We start from the raw sequence: 18,829 nt of genomic DNA on the forward strand, positions 1-18,829 counted from the left end.
CATGCACTTCGCCATCATCGCCCGGGACTCCCGAGCGGCAGACACTCTCGCCCGCCGCCTCGCTGCGCGCGAAGAGCATCTCGAAGGCATTCATCGTATGAAGGCCGAAGGTACGATCGTCGATGGCGGCGCCATCCTTGGTGACGACGGTACGATGATGGGATCGATCGTCCTGTGCGACTTCCCTGACCGCGCTGCACTGGACGCGTATCTATCCTCGGAAATCTACGCCCGCGAGAAGGTCTGGGGCGAGATCGAAATCGTCCCCTTCCGGCGCGTTGCCTGGAAAAGCTGACACACAATTCGCGAAGGTATCGGTTTCGATGCCTTCGCTTCTGCCTCCCCTTAAACAGATGGATGAACTGGCGTGATGCACTCCTTGACGGGCCGGCACCTTATAGCCGGTGTATGGATTGATTCCGGATCAACCTTCCGTTCAGAGCCGATCGATGGCGAAGGAGACGATTTCTCTATCGGCACTCCGGGTCTGGTTGCCGAAGCCGCACGTGCTGCCGAGGAAGCCTTCTGGTCATACGGCTACTCAACACGCGGGCAGCGCGCTGACTTCCTTGAGGCCATCGCAGACGAGATCGAACAACGCGCACCGTTGATCACCGCAATCGCCACACGCGAGACCGGTTTGCCTGCGGGCAGGATTGAGGGCGAGCGCGGCCGTACGACCGGGCAGCTCCGCCTCTTCGCAGAGCACATTCGGAAAGGCAGACATCTAGATCGTCGACAAGATCCTGCTCTTCCGGACCGTAAGCCACTGGCTCGGCAGGAGCTTCGTCTGGTGCAGCGGCCGGTCGGTCCCGTGGCGGTCTTCGGTGCTTCGAACTTTCCTTTAGCGTTCTCGACGGCCGGCGGCGACACAGCTGCTGCGCTGGCGGCCGGTTGCCCAGTTGTCGTAAAGGGACATAGCGCGCACCCAGGCACCGGCGAGATCGTCGCGCAGGCCTTGGCCGCAGCCATCGAGCGGATCGGCCTCCACCCGGGCGTTTTCTCACTCATCCAGGGCGGCAAGCGCGATGTCGGCGAGGCTCTCGTCAAGCACCCGCTGATCCGGGCTGTCGGCTTCACAGGTTCGCTCGCTGGCGGCCGGGCCTTGTTCGATCTCTGCGCGAGTCGCCCGGAGCCGATTGCCTTTTTTGGCGAGTTGGGCTCCATCAACCCGATGTTCATGCTGCCGGCGGCTGTCGCCGCCAGAGCAGCCGAGATTGGTAGCGCCTGGGCCGCGTCCTTGACGATAGGAGCAGGTCAGTTCTGCACCAATCCTGGCGTCGCCTTCATTGTCGAGGGCCCGGAAGCCGACACGCTCATCGCATCTACAGTCGCTGCCCTCAAAGTCACGACAGAGCAGGCAATGCTGACCGACGGGATTGCCTCAGCCTATGCCAGCGGTGCCAATCGCTTAGATAACATTGCGGGGGTTAAGCGCCTCGTAGGCACCCCTAGCGACGCGCGCCGCGCGGCACCCTATCTTTTCGAGACCGACGGTGAGACCTGGCTGCGGGAGCACGCCCTCGCCGAAGAAGTCTTTGGTCCGCTGGGTTTGGTGGTCAAGCTCAAACAGGCCGGCGACATGGAAGAAATTGCGCGCCGCTTTGCCGGTCAGTTGACGGCGACACTGCATGTCGAGGCGGGCGACCGCGACATCGCTAGCCGCCTCGTTCCAATTCTGGAGCGCAAGGCTGGACGCCTTTTGGCGAATGCCTTCCCCACAGGTGTCGAGGTCTGCGATGCGATGGTTCATGGCGGTCCTTATCCCGCCTCGACGAACTTCGGCGCCACTTCCGTCGGGACACTGTCGATACGCAGATTCCTGCGGCCCGTTTGCTATCAGGGACTTCCCTCGCACCTGCTACCTGCGGATGCCGCCGACTGACGAAAAGTTCGCTTGATCTCCTAACGAGGCCTATGAGCAATTTTGGCGAGGTGTGCACACCGACAGTAGCTGGTGTCTATCGCGTCGCTTGAGGAGGCCTTCATGTCTGATCTGCCTGCCGCTCCGCAGACCTGGGATGCAGAAGCCGCGGGACGGCCGGAAGCGGTTGCTGGAACCCAGCTAATTGGTAAGGCCTTCCGCCTCATCGATATGATCGCCGAGGCACCGGGTCATATCGATGCCGGAGCGCTCACTGCGGCTACCGGATGGCCAAAGGCCACACTCTATCGAATTCTCTCTGCGGTTGTAGCGCAGGGATATGTGCGGCTCGACCCGATAGCCCAAGGGTACACGCTCGGCTATCGGTTGCTCGAACTGGCGCAAAATGTATGGACGGCGCCGGATTTGGCCGCCGTAGCGAGCATTGAGCTTCAGCGGTTGCGCGATATGACCGGCGAAACCGCCTATCTTGCTGTGCTACATGATGGTGCGGTCCTATCTCTTGGTAAGTTTGAAAGTCCCCATGAGGTGCGGTCGGCGGCGAAGCTCGGTGTCAGAAAGCCAATCCATTGCACCAGTCAAGGAAAGGCAATCCTCGCTTATTTGAAGGATGATGAGGCAGATGCCTTATTGACCAAGAGACCGCTTGAGCGCTTCACGCCGCAGACAATTACGGACCTCGACTACCTGAGAGCCCAATTGCAGGTCGTGCGATCGCGAGGATATGCGGTCGAGGATCAAGAAATTCTCCTTGGTAATCGCTGTGTCGGCGCTCCCGTCCTTGACGTGACGGGTCGACCAATAGCCGCAATAAGTGTTGCTGCTCCAATTTACCGCCTTACGGAGGAGCGGGTCGAGCAACTCGGCCCCGAAGTGGCGCTGGCGGCTCGGAATATCGGGCTAGCACTTCGGAGCGCGCCGGCGAGGCCCGCCACTTCGAAGGCACTGTCATCTGAAAGCGGCAGTGATGCTGCACCCGCGTTCTACGGCGCGCACCCTGTTTGGAGCAGCACAAAATCATGCTTGCTGTGGGCCGACCGCCTCGCGCCCTGCCTGTACGCCTCCCGCGAGCGACGATCCGTACTGTTTCGCCCCGACCCCTCGCAACCCATAGACGGGGTTGCAGTCGGGCCAGATGACATCGCTATAGTCGTATCAGGCAAGCAGCTGGCAGAGGTGAATGATAAGGGCGAAAGTACCGTGACGGAGGTTTGCGAGCTGGCTGGGACGACAACCCTGGCGCATCATCCCGACGGGCAGATTTGGGCCGCGGTCCGGCGCGGGGATGACACGCGCATCAGCTCGGTTCAAAAAGGCGGCGCGCTACGGGACGGTTGGAATGTTCGCGGACACATCACCGCGCTTGCTTGGAGCAAAGATGGCACAGAGTTGTTCGCGGCCGATCCGGAGAGGGGTACAATTCACCGTTTTGAAAGCAGAAAATCGTCTGGTCGACTCTTCGCCCGCGTGTTGCGCGTGTCCGGCGAGCCTCGCAGCCTCGCCATAGATAGCTCAGGCCGCTTGTGGGTAGGGCTCTACGATGGGTGGAGCGCCGCTCGCTTGTCCGAAGAAGGAGAAATTGAAAACTTGCTTCCCCTGCCAGTGCCCCGACCAACAGGGATCGCCTTTGATGCTGAGATCGCTGGCAAGCTCTATGTCACGACTGCTCGAATTGGGCTTTCCCGCGAGGTGCTTCGAAACGCACCTCTGTCGGGACAACTTCTAACGGCACATTCCAGCCTAGACCGGCGATAGTGGCGAGGCGGGTGCGATCGCCGCCTCTTTTGATCAACACTTCACTGTTTGCTACCAGCCTGAATGGAGCTTGGGAGGTCCACCCCATGATACCTCCTGTAGATGGCGTTTAGTTTGCCATTTGCCAGGTTTGTTCTAACCCAATCATTGATCACGCTCGATAATTCAGCGTCGTTTTTGCGCAAGCCGATACCGACATCGAACTCTGCGATTGTGAACTTCTGCTCTATCTCACGTTTGGGATTTTGCTCCGCCACCCGCTTGATGACGGCCGGCTCCTGCACGACGATATCGACCTGACCGCTCGCGAACGCCGTCATGTTGGTCGACTCGTCGTCGAACCGGACGATCTCCAACCCCGGCAACTCCAGTTTTGAAATAGCGGCATCGCCGGTTGTGCCGCGAGTCACGCCAACGCGCTTGCCGGCGAGATCCTTTGGATCGCGCAATTGCAATGTACGCGGCGCCGCAATGTATTGAATGGCGCTCGCGTAGGGGACCGAGAAATCGACCACTTTTTGTCGTTCGGCTGTGATCGAGAACGTCGAAATCACCACATCAGCCTTGCCCGTCAAAAGGATTGGCACTCGGTTCGGGCCCGCGACCTCGACGATTTCCAAATCAACACCCAAGTCTCCCGCTAAGAGCACAGCAGTATCGTAATCGGAGCCCATCGGCTTCAGTGACATGTCCTTAAACCCCCACGGCGGCCTTCCGTATTCGAGGGCGACGCGGATCTTGCCGGCCTTCTTGATGGCGGCAGGGATAGTTTGAGCTCCAGCACTCAGCGAAAATACAGCCGCCGTTGCAGCAAACAAAATTTGACGACGGTTCATTCAATCCTCCCGATTATCTTCTGAACGCACGAGGCGTCGAAGCTTTCCGACACTTGGCGCGCGGTTTTATTTCCTTCAGACCATATTATTGCACCGGCTAGCCGAGGAAAGTCCGATGAGCTTCGCGGCGGCGCGAGCGTCTCACTATTTGGTATCAACCGGATTCAAGGTCTCGATCGGCTCATCCCTGAACTCGTCGACGCGATCCGACGCAGGGAAGGCTGCCGGCCGATATCCGCTTTCGACCATCCTCATGTGATCGCGGGACAGGCAGCCGCTTAGAGCTTCTGAATGATGCATCTCGACCGGCTTGTAGTGCCCAACGGCATTGATCTGCCCCCTTGACGCCAAGTTCCCGCCTGCGTAACTAGGATCCAAGTATCCTAGTTACGCAAAAAACCCGGCTTGGACTTGTCATGCGCGTCACCGAGGTCGTCTCCCATGCCTGCCGTTTGCCCCCCGCGAGCCCATGGGAAGACGCGACCAACAAAGTGGACGGCCTCGAGATTATTTTCGTAGAGGTGCGAACCGATGGCGGCCTCACCGGTATCGGCTTGACTTATACCGTCGATATCGGCGGCACCGTCATCAAGGCCCTGATCGACGACTACCTCACGACTCTCGTCATCGGCATGGATCCGCTGGATTACGAGCAGATCTGGAACAAGATGTCCCGCCAGTCCCGCCGCCTGGGCCTGGGGGTTAATTCGATGGCGATGGCCGCGATCGACGTGGCGATCTGGGACATCATCGGAAAGCATCACAAACAGCCGCTGTACAAGATGCTGGGCGGGGCGCGGCCATCGATCCCCGCCTATATAAGTGAGATCAACCTGAAGGCGGACGATACGGTCGACGATCTCGTCCGGCGGGTCGACGATTATGTCGCGCGCGGCTTCACCAGCGCAAAGATCAAGATCGGGAAGCCCGATTTCGCAGAGGATCTGGAGCGCATCGCTCGTGCCAAGGAGAGGCTCGGCCCCGGAGGCACCTTGTTTGTCGATCTCAACCAGCGCTGGAGCGCATCAGAAGCGATCACGAAGGCGGCCCAGCTGGACCGTTTCGGCCTCGGGTGGATCGAAGAGCCGACGCTCTATCAGGACATTCAGGGCCACGCGAACCTGAAAAAAGCCGTCCGGACGCCGATTGCGCTGGGCGAAAGCCTCTACAGCAGGGCCCAGTTCCTCGACTATCTGCGCGCGGATGCCGTCGATATCATCCAAGCCGACGTGGCCTTCGTCGGCGGCATCACCGAATGGCACAAGGTGGCGCATATGGCGTCCGCGTTCGGGCGGCCCGTCGCTCCGCATTTCATGATGGAATTGTCGCTGCAGCTGCTCTGCGGCGTGCAGAACGCCTTCATGCTGGAGGATGTCGTCGGCGGCAGTCTGACGGAGCTCGGCCTGGTTGAGGTTCCGATCAAGGTCGAGAACGGGATCGGCGTTCCCAGCAATCGCCCGGGCCATGGAATCGTCCCGGACTGGAGCGCGATCAAGCGGCACGAACTGACCCCCGAGAAGGTGCGCAAGGCTTTTGCCGGAGGAAGCAAGTAGTTTTGCTCCGCGGCCCCATCGCCGCGGTTCAGGAGCCCGCCATGAAAGCCGATGTTCTCGTTGCCCAAAGACATACGCTGGAAACGGTCATCTATGATGAGCTGCGCAAGCGGATCATCTCGCTGACCTATCCGCCCGGGACGATGATCTTCGAGAACGTCGTTGCGGCCGATTTTGGCGTGAGCCGCACCCCGGTCAGGAAAGCGTTCGTCCATCTCGCGGCGGACGATCTCATCACCATCCTGCCGCAACGGGGCGCACAGATCTCCAACCTCTCGCTCGTCAAGGTGAAAGAGGCCCAGTTCGTCCGCGAAGCACTGGAGATCTCGGCCTTCAGCGAGGTTGCGCGAATCTGGGACAGCAATCGCGAGGATCATCGGGCAGCTGAAACCGAAATTCTGGACCTCATCGAGCGCCAGAAGGCTTCGGTCGTGAAGAAGGATTACATGCTCTTCACGCAGCTGGACGAAGATTATCATAATCGGATTATCGAGATATCCGGCAATTCCACGCTGCTTTCGATGGTGAACCACATGCGAGCTCACCTAAACCGCGTGCGTTATCTGGAGCTTCAGGAAGCGCAGCATGAAGAGCCTGCGATCGTATTTCACCAGCAGATCTTTGATGCGATCCGCCGCAATGACGTGACGGATACGGCCGAGAAGCTGCGCGCCCATCTGAAGATGCTCGAAGATATTCGCGACGAAATCTTCGCACGGCATCCGACGATGTTCGAATGACTGCATATCCGCCCGGAAAGAACAGCCGATGAAGACGCTGACCTGTATCAAGCCGCATCATTTCGAAATGTCCGAGACGGCGCATCCCCCGCGCGGGCCCGGCGAGGCGCTGCTGCGCATCAGGCGGATCGGAATATGCGGCACGGATATCCACGCCTATCATGGCAACCAGCCCTATTTCGCCTACCCGCGGATTCTAGGCCACGAGATCGTCGCCGAGATCGAGGAGATCGAGGCTAACGATCAGGGGCTGGTGAAAGGTGATCTCGTCACGGTGATCCCCTATATTTCCGACCCGAACAGCTTCGCAACGCGCAACGGCAAGCCGAACGCCTGCGAGAACCTCCAGGTCATCGGCGTACATGTCGATGGCGGCATGCGCGAATATCTCAGCGTGCCCGTCGAGCAGCTCGTCGATGCGCGCGGGCTTTCGCTCGATCAGGCGCTGATCGTCGAGCCGATGAGCATTAGCCTACATGGAATTAATCGGGCTGAAGCGAAGCCCGGACAGGATGTCGTCGTGCTGGGCGCCGGGCCGATCGGGCTTGGGTGCATGAAGTTCGCCAAGCTCGCTGGCGCCCGCGTCATCGCCGTCGACGTCAACGCCAAACGGCTGGACTTCGCCCGCAGTTGGGCCGGGGTCGACGAGGCCATTGACGCGAAGGGCGATACACTCGCCGAGCTCAAGCGCCTGACCGACGGCAATCTCGCCAGCGCCGTGATCGACTGCACCGGCAGCGCCAAGGCAATGATGGGTGCGTTCGACTTCGCCGCCCCCGGCGGGACTGTCGTCTATGTCAGTCTCGTTCTGGCCGATATCACCTTCTCGGACCCGTTGTTCCACAAGAAGGAACTGACGCTGAAGGGCTCGCGGGCTGCCACCAAGGCCGAGTTCGCCACGGTGATTGAAACCATCCGCGGCGGCGGCGTCGACGCCTCAGCCTTCATCACGCATCGCGCCGACTTCACTGACGCCATCCCAGCCTTCCAGAAATGGATTGAGCCCGGCAGCGGCGTGATCAAAGCCACGTTCGAATTCTGAGGCTCGTTTGATGAAGCTCGCTATCACCGTCGTGAAGGACGCCGCGCCGCTCGCACCCTTCGTCCTGCGCGGCGACTACGTCGACACCATCCGGGAAGCGGCGGCGATCGGCTATGACGCGGTCGAGCTCCATATCGCCGATCCCGCTGAAGTCGACGCCGACGCGATCCTGAGCGCCTGCCGTGAAGCGGGTGTCTCCGTGTCCTCGATCGGCACCGGTCTGGCGTTCCTGCGCGACGGCGTGACCCTCACCCACCCTGACGAGGCTAAGCGTCAGGACGCCCAGCAACGCATCGCCTCGTTCATCAAGCTCGGCGGCAAGTTCGGCTGTGTCGTGATCATTGGCTTGATCAAGGGCCAGGTCCGCGATGTCGGCGATCGCGCTCTGTTCGAGGAGCGCTTTCGGCACTCCCTCGATCTCTGCCTCGTCGCCGCCGAGAAGCATGGCGTCACCCTGGTGATGGAAGCGGTCAATCGCTACGAGAGCGACATCTTCAACACCATCGCCGAATGTATGGCATTCATCGACAAGGTCGGCTCGGGTCGCCTGAAGATCCATATCGACACCTTCCACATGAACACCGAGGAAGACCGGATCGGCGCGAACGTCGCGGCGGCTGCCGGCTATGTCGGCCATGTCCATGTCGCGGACAGCAACCGCCGCTTTCCCGGCTGCGGCCATTACGATTTCGCCGAAACCATCTCGGCACTGAAGCAGATCGGCTATCGCGGCGCGCTCTCCGTGGAATGCCATGGCCTGCCTACACCACGCGCGGCTGCCGAAGGCGCGCTCTCATTCCTGCGCAAAGCCATCTGACCGGAGCATGTCGATGTTCGCTCTTCAATCCGCCCTCAAGGACAGGGTCGCCGTCGTGACCGGCGGATCAGGTATCCTCTGCGGTGCCATGGCCGTCGAGCTCGCCCGGCATGGCGTAAAGATCGCGATCCTCAACCGGACTCTGGAAAAGGGCGAAAGCGTAGCCCGGCGCATCACGAAAGCCGGCGGCATCGCCAAGGCCTTTGCCTGCAACGTAGTCGACGAGGCGTCTGTCCGTCGCGCGGCCGAAGAGGTCGAGGCCGCCTTCGGTCCCTGCACGATCCTGATCAACGGCGCGGGCGGCGGTCACCCGAAGGGCAACACCACGCGAGAGGTGCTTGACCCCGCCGAACTCGGCAACAAGGAACTGACCTCCTTCTTCGACATCACCAAGGAGGGGTTCAATTTTGTCATGGACCTTAACCTGATCGGCAGCTGGATCCCCTCGCAGGTCTTCGGGCGTGGCATGCTCAACAGGCAAGGTGCGACCATCATCAACATCTCGTCGATGGCAGCGCCGAAACCCGCCACGAAGGTTCCGGCGTATAGCGCCGCCAAGGCGGCGATCGACAACGTGACAAAGTGGATGGCCGTCCACCTCGCCGAGGTCGGCATCCGGGTCAATGCGATCGCGCCCGGCTTCTTCCTCACAGACCAGAACCGGGCCTTGCTCACGACGCCCGACGGCGGGCTGACCGACCGCTCTCGCAAGATCATCGGCCACACGCCAATGCGCCGGTTCGGAAACCCGGAGGACCTTCTCGGCACCATGCTTTGGCTCGTCGACGAGGAACGCTCCGGATTCGTCACCGGCATCACCGTGCCGGTCGACGGCGGCTTCATGGCCTACTCGGGCGTCTGAACTGAACACCCCCAACCCGCGCGATCACAATGCGGGACACAACGACTGATCATCGATGCCGGTCAGGCATAGGGAATGGAAGCGATGAGCTATAGTTTCAATTTCGGCGTCGTCGCCGATAATTGGGATCAGTTGCTGATCGGCGCCTGGCTCACGCTCAGGCTTACGGTCATTTCGATTGCGATCGGGCTGCTTCTCGCGGCCGTGGGCGCCTATCAATTATCTTATGGCTCCCGCTGGCTACGGGCGGTCTGGCAGGCCTATATCGAGATCGTTCGGAACACGCCGCTGCTGGCGCAGCTATTCCTGATCTTCTTCGGCCTCCCCGCCGCCGGGCTCAGGCTCGACGCAAACGTAGCCGCTGTCGTCGCGCTCGCATTTAATTTCACGGCCTATGCCGTCGAGATCATGCGCGCCGGCATCGAGAGCATTCCGCGTGGTCAGATCGAAGCTGCTAAGGCGCTAGCCCTGTCGCCGATCCAGACCTTCCTGCATGTCGTGCTGAAACCTGCGTTGGCGGCCGTCTATCCGGCGCTTGCAGCCCAGTGCGTTCTGGTTTTGCTCGGAAGCGCCGTTATCTCGACTATTTCGGCGAATGACCTGTCCTCGGCGGCGGCAGTGCTGCAATCGGCGACCTTCCGCCCCTTCGAGGTCTATCTCGCGGTGACGGCTATCTACCTCGTCATGGCCTTCGGCCTGCAGACTACCCTCGATCTCATAGGACGCCAGGCCTTCGGCTGGACGCGGGCAGGAGCACGCTGATGCAGGCGTTCGGACCCAACCACGTGGTGTATCTGCTGCTTGCGGCGCAATGGACGATCGTGCTGTCGCTCATCGCCTTCGCCGGCGGCGGCGTGCTGGGGATGCTTCTTGCAGTGGCACGGGTTCAGCCAGGCAGCAAGGTTCTACGCCTGAGCGCGCTGGTGCTGATGCGCATCTTCCAGTTCACCCCCCTGCTGATGCAGCTCTTCCTTTTCTATTTCGGGCTGAGCATTTTCGGCTTCAACCTCGACGCGTGGACATCGGTGTCAATCGCCCTGATCTTCTACACGGGCACGTTCCTCGGGGAGATTTGGCGCGGCTGTATCGAGGCGGTCCCACGCGGGCAGACCGATGCCTCGAAGGCGCTGGCCCTGTCCTACACGCAGCGGCTGACGCACGTCATCCTGCCTCAGGCGATGCGCATCGCCGTCGCTCCCACAGTCGGTTTCCTCGTGCAGGTGGTGAAGAGCACGTCGCTCGCCTCCATCGTCGGCTTCGCGGAGATCATCCGCGCCAGCCAGATGGTCAACAACGTCACCCTGAAGCCGCTGCTCGTCTACACGCTGGTCATGGCAATCTACTTCGCCATCTGCTGGCCACTGTCGCTGATCAGCCGCCATTTCGAGAAGAAGCTCGGTCAGGCGCACGCGCCTGACCGTGGACTACCAAAACCCGAAATCCAGGCCGCAGCAGCCTGATCATCCGAAAAACCGGGGAGAAACAGCATGTTCATCAAGAAGCTCGCATTGGCCGCATTCACAGCGATCGGCCTGCTCGGCACCGCACAGGCCCAATCCATCGACGACATCATTGCACGCAAAAAGCTGCTCGTTGCGATCGACACGACCTACGCTCCCTATGGCACGATCGACGCCAACATGAAGCCGGATGGCTTTGAAGTCGCGCTCGCCGGGCTGATGGCGAAGGCGCTGAATGTCCAGCTTGAAGTCGTGCCGGTCAACACGGCCAACCGGCTGCCCTTCCTGCTGACGAACAAGGCTGACATCACCCTTTCGACGCTGACCGTGACAGCGCAGCGCGCCTCGCAAGTAATGTTCACCATCCCGTACGCCGGCCTGAAGTTCGAACTCATCGCTTCAAAGACGCGCAAGATTTCCGGCCCCGAAGATCTTAAGGGCCTGAAGGTGGGTGTGATCCGCGGCGGTGCGGCCGATCCGCAGCTGACGGCGGTAGCACCCAAGGACACACAGATCGTCCGCCTCGACGACGTCGCTGGCTGTGTGCAGGCGCTTCTATCGGGCCAAGTCGACGCCATTGCCGAGGGCTGGTTGATCCCCGGCCAGATGAACAAGGCTAAGGGCGAGGATGCCTTCGAATCCAAGTTCACGTTCTCGGAGGCGCATTACGCGATAGCGGTGCGTAAGGGCTCGTTCGACCTTCTGCAGTGGCTCAACACATTCATCTACACGGTGAAGCAGAACGGTCAGTTGGCAGGCCTGCATCAACAGTATCTCAATCTGCCACTCCCTTCGTTGCCCACCTATTAACCTGTTGATCCACAAGAGCACCGCATCTGGCTAGGTGAATTGCACAGATCGCCTTCTTCAGCCCAGCAGGCACCGTGCTCTCACCTACTTCAGAATAGTACTTCAGCCCGCCGCCGGCTTTTGGAGAGGTGGTGACGGCTGCATCTAACAAGGAGATATAGCCATGACCGCTGTTCCAATTCCCAGTTCATCGGTCGACATCGAGCTAGTCAGCAAATGGTACGGGTCCCATCAGGCCCTAACCGACGTTTCGCTCAAGGTCGAAACTGGAAAGCGCGTAGTCGTCTGCGGCCCTTCCGGTTCCGGAAAATCTACCTTGATCCGCTGTGTTAATGGCCTGGAGGATTTCCAGAAAGGCAGAATTGTCGTTGGCGGCATACCGCTCGACGCCGCCAATCCCAGGCAGGTGCGGGACATCAGGCAGAATGCGGGTATGGTGTTTCAGCAGTTCAACCTGTTCCCGCACCTTAACGTTCTCGACAATTGTACGCTCGCGCCACGGTTGGTGAAAAAATCCCGGAAAAGGAGGCCCGCGCCATCGCGATGAGATTCCTCGAGAAGGTTCGCATCCCTGAGCAGTCCAACAAATTTCCGGGACAACTTTCTGGCGGCCAGCAGCAACGCGTCGCGATCGCGCGGGCCTTGTGCATGCAACCGAAGATCATGCTTTTCGACGAACCTACCTCTGCACTCGATCCCGAGATGGTCAAGGAGGTGCTCGATACAATGGTGGCCCTAGCCGCCGAGGGCATGACGATGATATGCGTGACCCACGAGATGGGATTTGCTAGGCAAGTCGCAGATTCCATAGCCTTTATGGATGATGGCCGGCTGATCTTTGAAGGTGGGCCGGATGAGTTCTTCGGCAATATATGTCACCCGCGCATCAAGACATTCATCGGTCAGATCTCGCATTGATTCAGCTGACCCAGTAACCGGGCCACTATGAGCGGCTGATGCTCGGACAAACCCATGCTTCCAGGCGTCACGCTGAGTTCTTTAAGGGCATCGCGAGCAACGGGTGTTGGGCGCGACGCCCGGAAGTGCTGGTCCCTTGAGTAGATGGGGCCAGCATCACAAGCAAATTTAAGCGAACGTCCGAAGGTTCGCCATCGGCCACGTCAAAATTCGCGGCGAGAAGGACGCGAGGTTGGGCTGTCGCCTCGCCCGATTCGGCGTCGTTTAACCCAATATAATCGCGGTGTGGCCAGATTAACGTGTTGAGGCAGCTCCTCCGGCTGTGCTCGATCCTGTCCGACGGTCTCGCTGAAGCTCATCGGCCTGGCAGGCCTCGGCGCGATGCCCCTCGCGATATTTTTGGCGGCACGTCAGTTCGAAACTCTACCGGCTGAGCAACCGCCAGTGCGCCAACGCCTCCAGCAGATATCGAGCCGTGTTTCAGTTCGAAAGGCGCGGCGGCGGACTGGGCAGCGCCCGCAAAGCGGCAATGATCGCCTCGGTACTCTTGCCGGCTGCACACATTCCGTCAGCCAGTTCCCCGAAATCGACCAGATCGTGATGGCGGTCATCCCTTGCCCGTTCCAGCGGGACGAGCCAGGCGGCATGGCCTCGTGCCGTTAGCCCTTCAAAATAGAGCTGCTGGGCAGAGAAGGGCACATTGGTTTCCCGCGGATCACCGATGACGAAGATGCGGCGCTTCGGATCAGCCGGGATTTTCTCGAGCACGGCATAGGGATCGAAGCGCGTCAGCTTCTCGCCGGCCTTTAGGAGGCCACGCGCCTCCAGATAAGCGCGATACGCGGAAGCGCCGGAGGAGATCACCGCGCAACGGAGATCGTTTCGCCGCCCCAGCATCTCGGCCACAAGCGTGCCCCCGCCGCTATGGCCGCCGAGCGCAAAGGCGCTGATGGCATAGCGCTTCCTCAGACCGGTGAGCGCGGCATCGACCAGGGCCGCCTCGACCGGGCGGCCGCGCATCGTGAAATGCTTGCCGGCGCTGCCGTAAGTGCCAGACCGCCCTAGAAAGATCGCCGGCACGTTGAAGCGGACCGAAAGTCGCCGTTCGAGTGCCACCATCTCGGTCGGACCGAAGCCGCTCTGCCGCTTGCGGGCATTGTTGCCCTTCGGCCCGAGCACGTCGCCGTTCAGCCAGATCATGGTGACCGGATTGGGTCCCGGCGCTGGCGCAAGGCCCGCCGCGTAATAGCGCATACAAGTTGAGGCCCCACCAGCCTCCACCCAGATCGCCGTGTCCTTGCGCTCCAAGGCAGCACAGTCCTCATGCGCAATCGCAATGCCCGCAATCACTTTCGCGGAATCAAAATTCTCCACCTCCGGCACGGACTGAGCAAGAACCGGCCCCATGGCCGCGGCAAGCGCCAAGCTCATGACCGCCGCCGCACAGCACATTATCCTCGATAGCGCCTGCATGCTTCCTCCGTCTTCAGTGCAGCGGCAGACGAGGGGCCGAATCGGGCTCATTTTTGACGCGGGGCCCGTGATCCACCACAGGCAATTTCCGCCTCCTCCTGGCGAACTGGCCGATAGCCGTAGCTGGCAAAGAACTTTGGCTCACCATTGCGCCAGGATCACGGCATGTCGCCCTCAACCACGGGATCGTCTGGTTAATCGCGATGTCCCATTCCACGCGGAGCATCGAAATCGTCGGATATCTAAAACCATCCCGACTCCGGAACATCAACGTTCACGCCCCGGCCCGAAAGGTGGAACCGAGACGACGTTTTCAAGTGAGACCAGCCGGCCTCTCAGATATTGTCCCCGCGCAGCGCCTCGCAGACGGCGTCAGTGACCTGCTGCGTCGTCGCCTGGCCACCAAGATCGGGCGTGTGCAGGCCCGGATCGGCCGTGACACGCTCGACGGCACGCATTAGGCGCGCCGCTGCCGCTTTCTCACCGAGATGGTCGAGCATCAGCGCCCCAGTCCAGAAGGTTGCCACAGGGTTAGCGATTCCCTTGCCTGTGATGTCGAACGCCGAGCCATGGATCGGCTCGAACATCGAAGGCGCCTTTCGCTCTGGATTGAGGTTCGCGGTCGGTGCGATGCCCAGCGAGCCAGCGAGTGCGGCTGCGAGGTCTGACAAGATGTCAGCGTGAAGGTTAGTCGCCACGATGGTGTCCAGCGACTCAGGTTTTAGCGTCATGCGCATCGTCATCGCATCGACCAGCATCTTGTCCCAGCGCACATCTGGGAACTCTATGGCTACTTCCGCCGCGATCTCGTCCCACAGTACCATGCCATGTCTCTGAGCGTTGGACTTGGTGACCACCGTCAGCATTTTTCGGGGGCGAGAGCGGGCAATCTCGAAGGCGTAGCGAATGATACGCGACACACCCGCGCGGGTGAACATGGCGACGTCGGTCGCAACCTCCCCCGGCAGGCCCTGATGCACGCGTCCACCAACACCGGAATACTCGCCCTCGGAGTTCTCTCGTACAATGATCCAGTCAAGCTCTGGCCCCGAGACGTGTCGCAACGGGCTGGTGATGCCCGGCAGGATTCGTGTGGGGCGCACGTTTGCGTATTGGTCCAGCGGCTGACAGATCGCGAGACGCAATCCCCACAAGGTCACATGATCCGGTATATCGGGCGCACCGACCGCTCCGAAGAAGATTGCGTCGAAAGCGCGTAGCCGCTCGGCGCCATCCGCCGGCATCATGATGCCGTGCTTGCGATAGTATTCAGAGCCCCAATCGAAGGACTTGACCTCGAGGCCGAACCCACCATCGCGCTCCGCCGCGACTTCGAGCGCTTGCAGTCCGGCCGCGATGACTTCGGGCCCTATTCCGTCGCCGCCGATGGCGGCAATGCGGTGAGTACGCATCGTTATCTCTCTACTTTGGTTGCCTCGCGTCGGTCGTGCGCTTCCGACGCTGTTGGTTTACTGGACAGAGACGCCGGCATTGCGGATCACCGGCACCCATTTGTCGATCTCCGTCCGGACCAGTTCACCGAGTGCTGTCGGGGTCTGACCGGCGTCGTCAGGGAGCTCCGCGCCAAGGTCGAGGAGCCGCTTTCGCGTGATCTCATCCTTGAGGGCCGCACGAGCCGCCGCATTGAGCTTCTCGACAATATCTTTCGGCGTGCTCTTCGGCGCAAACATCGCATTCCATCCCGTCGCCAGGAACTGCGGCAGGCCCTGCTCGGCCGATGTAGGCACGTCCGGAATGACGGGCAGTCTATTCTGCACCGCGACCACAAGCCCTTTTCCATCCTTGGCCTGAACGGTCGGCACGATGGCAACGGTCTGATCGCAGACATAATCCACCTGGCCGCCGAGGAGCGCGTTCAGCGCCGGCCCGGAGCCCCGGAACGGCACATGCTGGGGCTTCACACCCAATAGCGAATCCAGAAACAGGCAGGTAAGATGCGAAGTTGAACCAACACCGCCGGAACCGTAGTTCAGCTTCTCGGCGTTCGCTTTGAGATACGCAACAAATTCGCGGAAATCCTTGACGGGCAGGTCCTTCTTCGCGACCACCAGCATCGGTGTCGAAGCCGAATTCATCACCGGCTCGAAATCAGTACGAGGATCGTAGGCCAGTTTGGGGTAAAGGCCGACGCTGGCGGCCTGGGTGCCGAGATTGCCCATCAGCAGCGTGTAACCGTCGGGCGTCGCCTTCGCGACGCGATTGGCGCCGGTCGTACCGCCTGCTCCCGCAATGTTCTCGACGATCACAGATTGCCCAAGTGTGCGACCCATATGATCTGCCATCAACCGAGCCACGATATCTGTAGTACCGCCGGCCGCGAACGGCACCACCAGTGTGATCGGCTTTGTGGGGTAGCTCGTCTGCGCGGCGGCGGATGCAAGCGTCAGTGACGCAATACTCAATGCAAGCACGAGTTGCTTCATCGTCCCTCTCCCGGATTCCGGCCTCTGCGGGCCGCGCACTCAACTTCCATGGAAGCTTGGATGTTTGATCATTCCGGCCAAAGACGCATTTGTCAATCATCCATCCTTTCTTGCATGGAAGGCGACCGCATGCTGAAGTCCCGCCCATGGTTGATCCGGCCCGAAGCGATTGGTCATCGATGGAAAGTGCGCGCCCCTCGCTCGTCGGGGAGGCGTACGCTGCATTGAAGACGGCGATCCGAAACACTGCCTTCCCGCCAGGCTATCAATGTTCAGAGCAGGAAATTGCAGTCAGACTCGGGATGAGCCGCACGCCGGTCCACGAAGCGATCATCCGACTCCAAGAGGACGGCCTTGTTCGAGTTCTGCCTAAGCGTGGCGTGCTGATATGCCCGTTGGCTCCAGAGGATATCCGCGAAATTTATGATGTGCTGATCGCAATCGAGCCAATGGCGGCCGAGCTTCTTGCAGTGATGTCGCCAACGGCACGTCAAGCTGTGGCGCTGGAACTAGAGGCTGCGAATGGTGAAATGGACGTCGCCTTGCGGGGAGACGATTTGAAGCGCTGGGCGGAAGCCGATGATCGCTTTCACCGTCTGCTGGTTGAGCGCTGCGGGAACGGCAGGTTGTGTCGCGTTGCGCAGACCGTGACCGACCAAGCGCATCGCGCCCGCATACTGACCCTCAAGCTGAGAGCGTTTCCAAGTAACTCTGCCGCTTCACATAGACAAATCATTGCCGCGATTTTGGACGGAGATGTGCAATTGGCGCGCGAAGCGGCGCGTTATCACCGCATTAGCGCACGTGACGAATTGATACCACTCATTCATCAGATTGGTCTGAAGCATATCTGATTGCGCCTGTCATTCAGCGGGTTTTTAGTTTTTGACTGCTTAAATAATATATTGAATAATAGTTGATTTTATTCACATAGGCTCGCGGTTCGGATGAGCCCCCTCGTAGATCGCAGTTTCCGTGATCTACGGGTGCTTGATCCCGGCATCTCGCAACGTGAGAGGTTCTGAAACTCAATTCGCTTCATCGCAAGAATGGCACAACTGCATCAGCGCTGCCGGGAAGATTGCGTGCGATTTGCGGGCTCTTTGGAACGGGGAAAAGAAATAATGCGCCTAACCGAGATACTCGCTCCATTCGATCCGATATCGCTTCTTAGCCATCATCCAATCCGGACCGATCAAGGCGGCCTACGAATAGGACGACCGGAGTCTCAGCTTTGTAGCTGACGCGAGAAATCACAGACCTCGCGAGCCATGTCTGCAACAACGGGTATCAGAACAGTCGGCTTCTCGCTGCGAAACATGGCGGCATAGGGCACCGGGGGTAATTCTGGGTCGGAAGCGACGAGCGCGAGCTTTCCTTCCTTAACCAATGGCAGGAAGCAATCCTGGGGGAAATATCCGATGCCAAGGCCGGCAACGGCGAAGGCGAGCTGTGCAGTAAGACTGTCACACGACAGAATGCGCGGGAAGCTTATTCCCTGCGTTTTGAGCCATTGATTGATATACATCCCCGAACCTGACCGCCGCCCCTGCACCAGAATCGGATATTCAGCAAGCGCCGCTAGGTTGAGCGTCTTCGCCGCAGGAGCACGATCTGGCCGTGACATCCAGCTATTGCGAACCTCTCCGATCCGGACGGCCGTGACATCGGGAAAGGCAAACACTTCGGGGATGACGATGAGGTCGAGGTCGTTTTCCAAAAGGCGTTCGTAGAGATTGCGCGTGAGGTCTACGTCGGGGTCGATTTGGATCGTTGGATAGTCTTGCCTTAAGCGGGTGACCAGCCGGGGCAGCCAGGTCAACGCAGAGAGCTCAGTGACGCCAATTCTGATCCGCCGAGCCGGAGGGACGCCACCTTCGCGTAGCATCAGAATTTTTTCCTGTAGATCGAGCATGGATTGGCCCAGCGTGAGAATTTGCTCGCCTTGCTCTGTCAAACGTGCCCCCCGCTGGCTTCGGTCAAACACCGCAAGCCCAGTCGACGCTTCAAGTTCGTGAATGCGCTTCGAGATAGCGGACTGGGTCGTGTTGAGCTTGTCGGCCGCACGCTCAAAGGTGCCGAGTTCAACGATCCAGTACAGGGCCTCGAGTTGCCGCAACGTGATCATTCTGCCCCCTTAGGCTGTGCCGTCGCTTAGCATTTGCTACCAGCGCGTATACCGATCAGGAAACAGGGATAGAAGCCACAGCGCTTGATCCCATATTGTCTCTATA

General features: G+C 60.1%; 17 protein-coding genes and 1 pseudogene. 13 read left to right on the forward strand and 5 right to left on the reverse strand.

The features are described 5' to 3' along the window. The first annotated feature begins 1 nt into the window (after position 1). The 3 genes from FQV39_RS32350 to FQV39_RS32360 all read left to right on the forward strand — a co-directional run bounded on the left by FQV39_RS32350 (position 2) and on the right by FQV39_RS32360 (position 3,640). Positions 2 to 295, forward strand: coding sequence for a YciI family protein (locus tag FQV39_RS32350; RefSeq protein ID WP_149134559.1), 294 nt, complete (start codon positions 2 to 4; stop codon positions 293 to 295). Between the two features lie 75 nt (positions 296 to 370). Next, complete coding sequence (locus FQV39_RS32355) at positions 371 to 1,885, forward strand: aldehyde dehydrogenase (NADP(+)) (RefSeq protein ID WP_472840683.1); 1,515 nt, start codon at positions 371 to 373, stop codon at positions 1,883 to 1,885. 102 nt (positions 1,886 to 1,987) lie between these two features. Continuing rightward, entirely contained in the window at positions 1,988 to 3,640 is a 1,653-nt protein-coding gene (locus FQV39_RS32360) for an IclR family transcriptional regulator domain-containing protein (RefSeq protein WP_149134561.1), read from the forward strand. A 41-nt stretch (positions 3,641 to 3,681) separates the two neighbouring features. Here FQV39_RS32360 and FQV39_RS32365 read toward each other — a convergent pair whose 3' ends face one another. Continuing rightward, positions 3,682 to 4,476: a transporter substrate-binding domain-containing protein gene (locus tag FQV39_RS32365; protein ID WP_149134562.1), complete on the reverse strand. Its 795-nt coding sequence runs from the start codon at positions 4,474 to 4,476 to the stop codon at positions 3,682 to 3,684. A gap of 416 nt (positions 4,477 to 4,892) precedes the next feature. On the opposite strand from FQV39_RS32365, the gene FQV39_RS32370 reads away from it, so the two are divergent. The 9 genes and pseudogenes from FQV39_RS32370 to FQV39_RS32410 all read left to right on the forward strand — a co-directional run bounded on the left by FQV39_RS32370 (position 4,893) and on the right by FQV39_RS32410 (position 12,678). Further along, on the forward strand, positions 4,893 to 6,029 hold the full coding sequence (locus tag FQV39_RS32370) for a mandelate racemase/muconate lactonizing enzyme family protein (protein ID WP_149134563.1): 1,137 nt from the start codon (positions 4,893 to 4,895) through the stop codon (positions 6,027 to 6,029). Between the two features lie 41 nt (positions 6,030 to 6,070). Next, positions 6,071 to 6,769: a GntR family transcriptional regulator gene (locus FQV39_RS32375; protein ID WP_149134564.1), complete on the forward strand. Its 699-nt coding sequence runs from the start codon at positions 6,071 to 6,073 to the stop codon at positions 6,767 to 6,769. Positions 6,770 to 6,797: 28 nt separating this feature from the next. Further along, the gene (locus FQV39_RS32380; RefSeq protein ID WP_149134565.1) at positions 6,798 to 7,811 is read left to right on the forward strand and encodes a zinc-binding alcohol dehydrogenase family protein; all 1,014 of its coding nucleotides are present in this window, start codon (positions 6,798 to 6,800) and stop codon (positions 7,809 to 7,811) included. 10 nt (positions 7,812 to 7,821) lie between these two features. Beyond that, the gene (locus FQV39_RS32385; RefSeq protein ID WP_149134566.1) at positions 7,822 to 8,628 is read left to right on the forward strand and encodes a sugar phosphate isomerase/epimerase family protein; all 807 of its coding nucleotides are present in this window, start codon (positions 7,822 to 7,824) and stop codon (positions 8,626 to 8,628) included. A 13-nt stretch (positions 8,629 to 8,641) separates the two neighbouring features. Further along, positions 8,642 to 9,490, forward strand: coding sequence for an SDR family oxidoreductase (locus FQV39_RS32390; protein WP_149134567.1), 849 nt, complete (start codon positions 8,642 to 8,644; stop codon positions 9,488 to 9,490). An 84-nt stretch (positions 9,491 to 9,574) separates the two neighbouring features. Further along, positions 9,575 to 10,252, forward strand: a complete 678-nt coding sequence (locus tag FQV39_RS32395) for an amino acid ABC transporter permease (RefSeq protein ID WP_149134568.1) — start codon at positions 9,575 to 9,577, stop codon at positions 10,250 to 10,252. Then, positions 10,249 to 10,950, forward strand: coding sequence for an amino acid ABC transporter permease (locus FQV39_RS32400; RefSeq protein WP_187640418.1), 702 nt, complete (start codon positions 10,249 to 10,251; stop codon positions 10,948 to 10,950). Before FQV39_RS32395 ends, FQV39_RS32400 begins: the two co-directional genes overlap by 4 nt. A 27-nt stretch (positions 10,951 to 10,977) precedes the next feature. Continuing rightward, the gene (locus FQV39_RS32405; protein WP_149134570.1) at positions 10,978 to 11,760 is read left to right on the forward strand and encodes a transporter substrate-binding domain-containing protein; all 783 of its coding nucleotides are present in this window, start codon (positions 10,978 to 10,980) and stop codon (positions 11,758 to 11,760) included. 163 nt (positions 11,761 to 11,923) lie between these two features. Next, positions 11,924 to 12,678, forward strand: a pseudogene (locus FQV39_RS32410) (amino acid ABC transporter ATP-binding protein). A gap of 480 nt (positions 12,679 to 13,158) precedes the next feature. Here FQV39_RS32410 and FQV39_RS32415 read toward each other — a convergent pair. The 3 genes from FQV39_RS32415 to FQV39_RS32425 form a co-directional block, all read right to left on the reverse strand. After that, positions 13,159 to 14,109, reverse strand: a complete 951-nt coding sequence (locus tag FQV39_RS32415) for an alpha/beta hydrolase family protein (RefSeq protein WP_248313575.1) — start codon at positions 14,107 to 14,109, stop codon at positions 13,159 to 13,161. A gap of 377 nt (positions 14,110 to 14,486) precedes the next feature. After that, complete coding sequence (locus tag FQV39_RS32420; protein ID WP_187640415.1) at positions 14,487 to 15,563, reverse strand: tartrate dehydrogenase; 1,077 nt, start codon at positions 15,561 to 15,563, stop codon at positions 14,487 to 14,489. Between the two features lie 57 nt (positions 15,564 to 15,620). Beyond that, on the reverse strand, positions 15,621 to 16,595 hold the full coding sequence (locus FQV39_RS32425) for a tripartite tricarboxylate transporter substrate-binding protein (protein WP_149134572.1): 975 nt from the start codon (positions 16,593 to 16,595) through the stop codon (positions 15,621 to 15,623). Positions 16,596 to 16,741: 146 nt separating this feature from the next. Between FQV39_RS32425 and FQV39_RS32430 the strand changes: the two genes are divergently transcribed. Continuing rightward, positions 16,742 to 17,449 (forward strand): GntR family transcriptional regulator, encoded by a 708-nt coding sequence (locus FQV39_RS32430; RefSeq protein ID WP_187640416.1) that lies wholly within the window; start codon positions 16,742 to 16,744, stop codon positions 17,447 to 17,449. Between the two features lie 374 nt (positions 17,450 to 17,823). On the opposite strand, the gene FQV39_RS32435 is transcribed toward FQV39_RS32430, so the two are convergent. Beyond that, a complete protein-coding gene (locus tag FQV39_RS32435) occupies positions 17,824 to 18,723 on the reverse strand; it encodes a LysR family transcriptional regulator (RefSeq protein ID WP_149134573.1) in 900 nt (299 codons plus the stop codon). Positions 18,724 to 18,829 lie beyond the last annotated feature (106 nt).

The sequence above is a fragment of the Bosea sp. F3-2 genome (assembly GCF_008253865.1).
Taxonomy (GTDB): Bacteria; Pseudomonadota; Alphaproteobacteria; order Rhizobiales; family Beijerinckiaceae; genus Allobosea.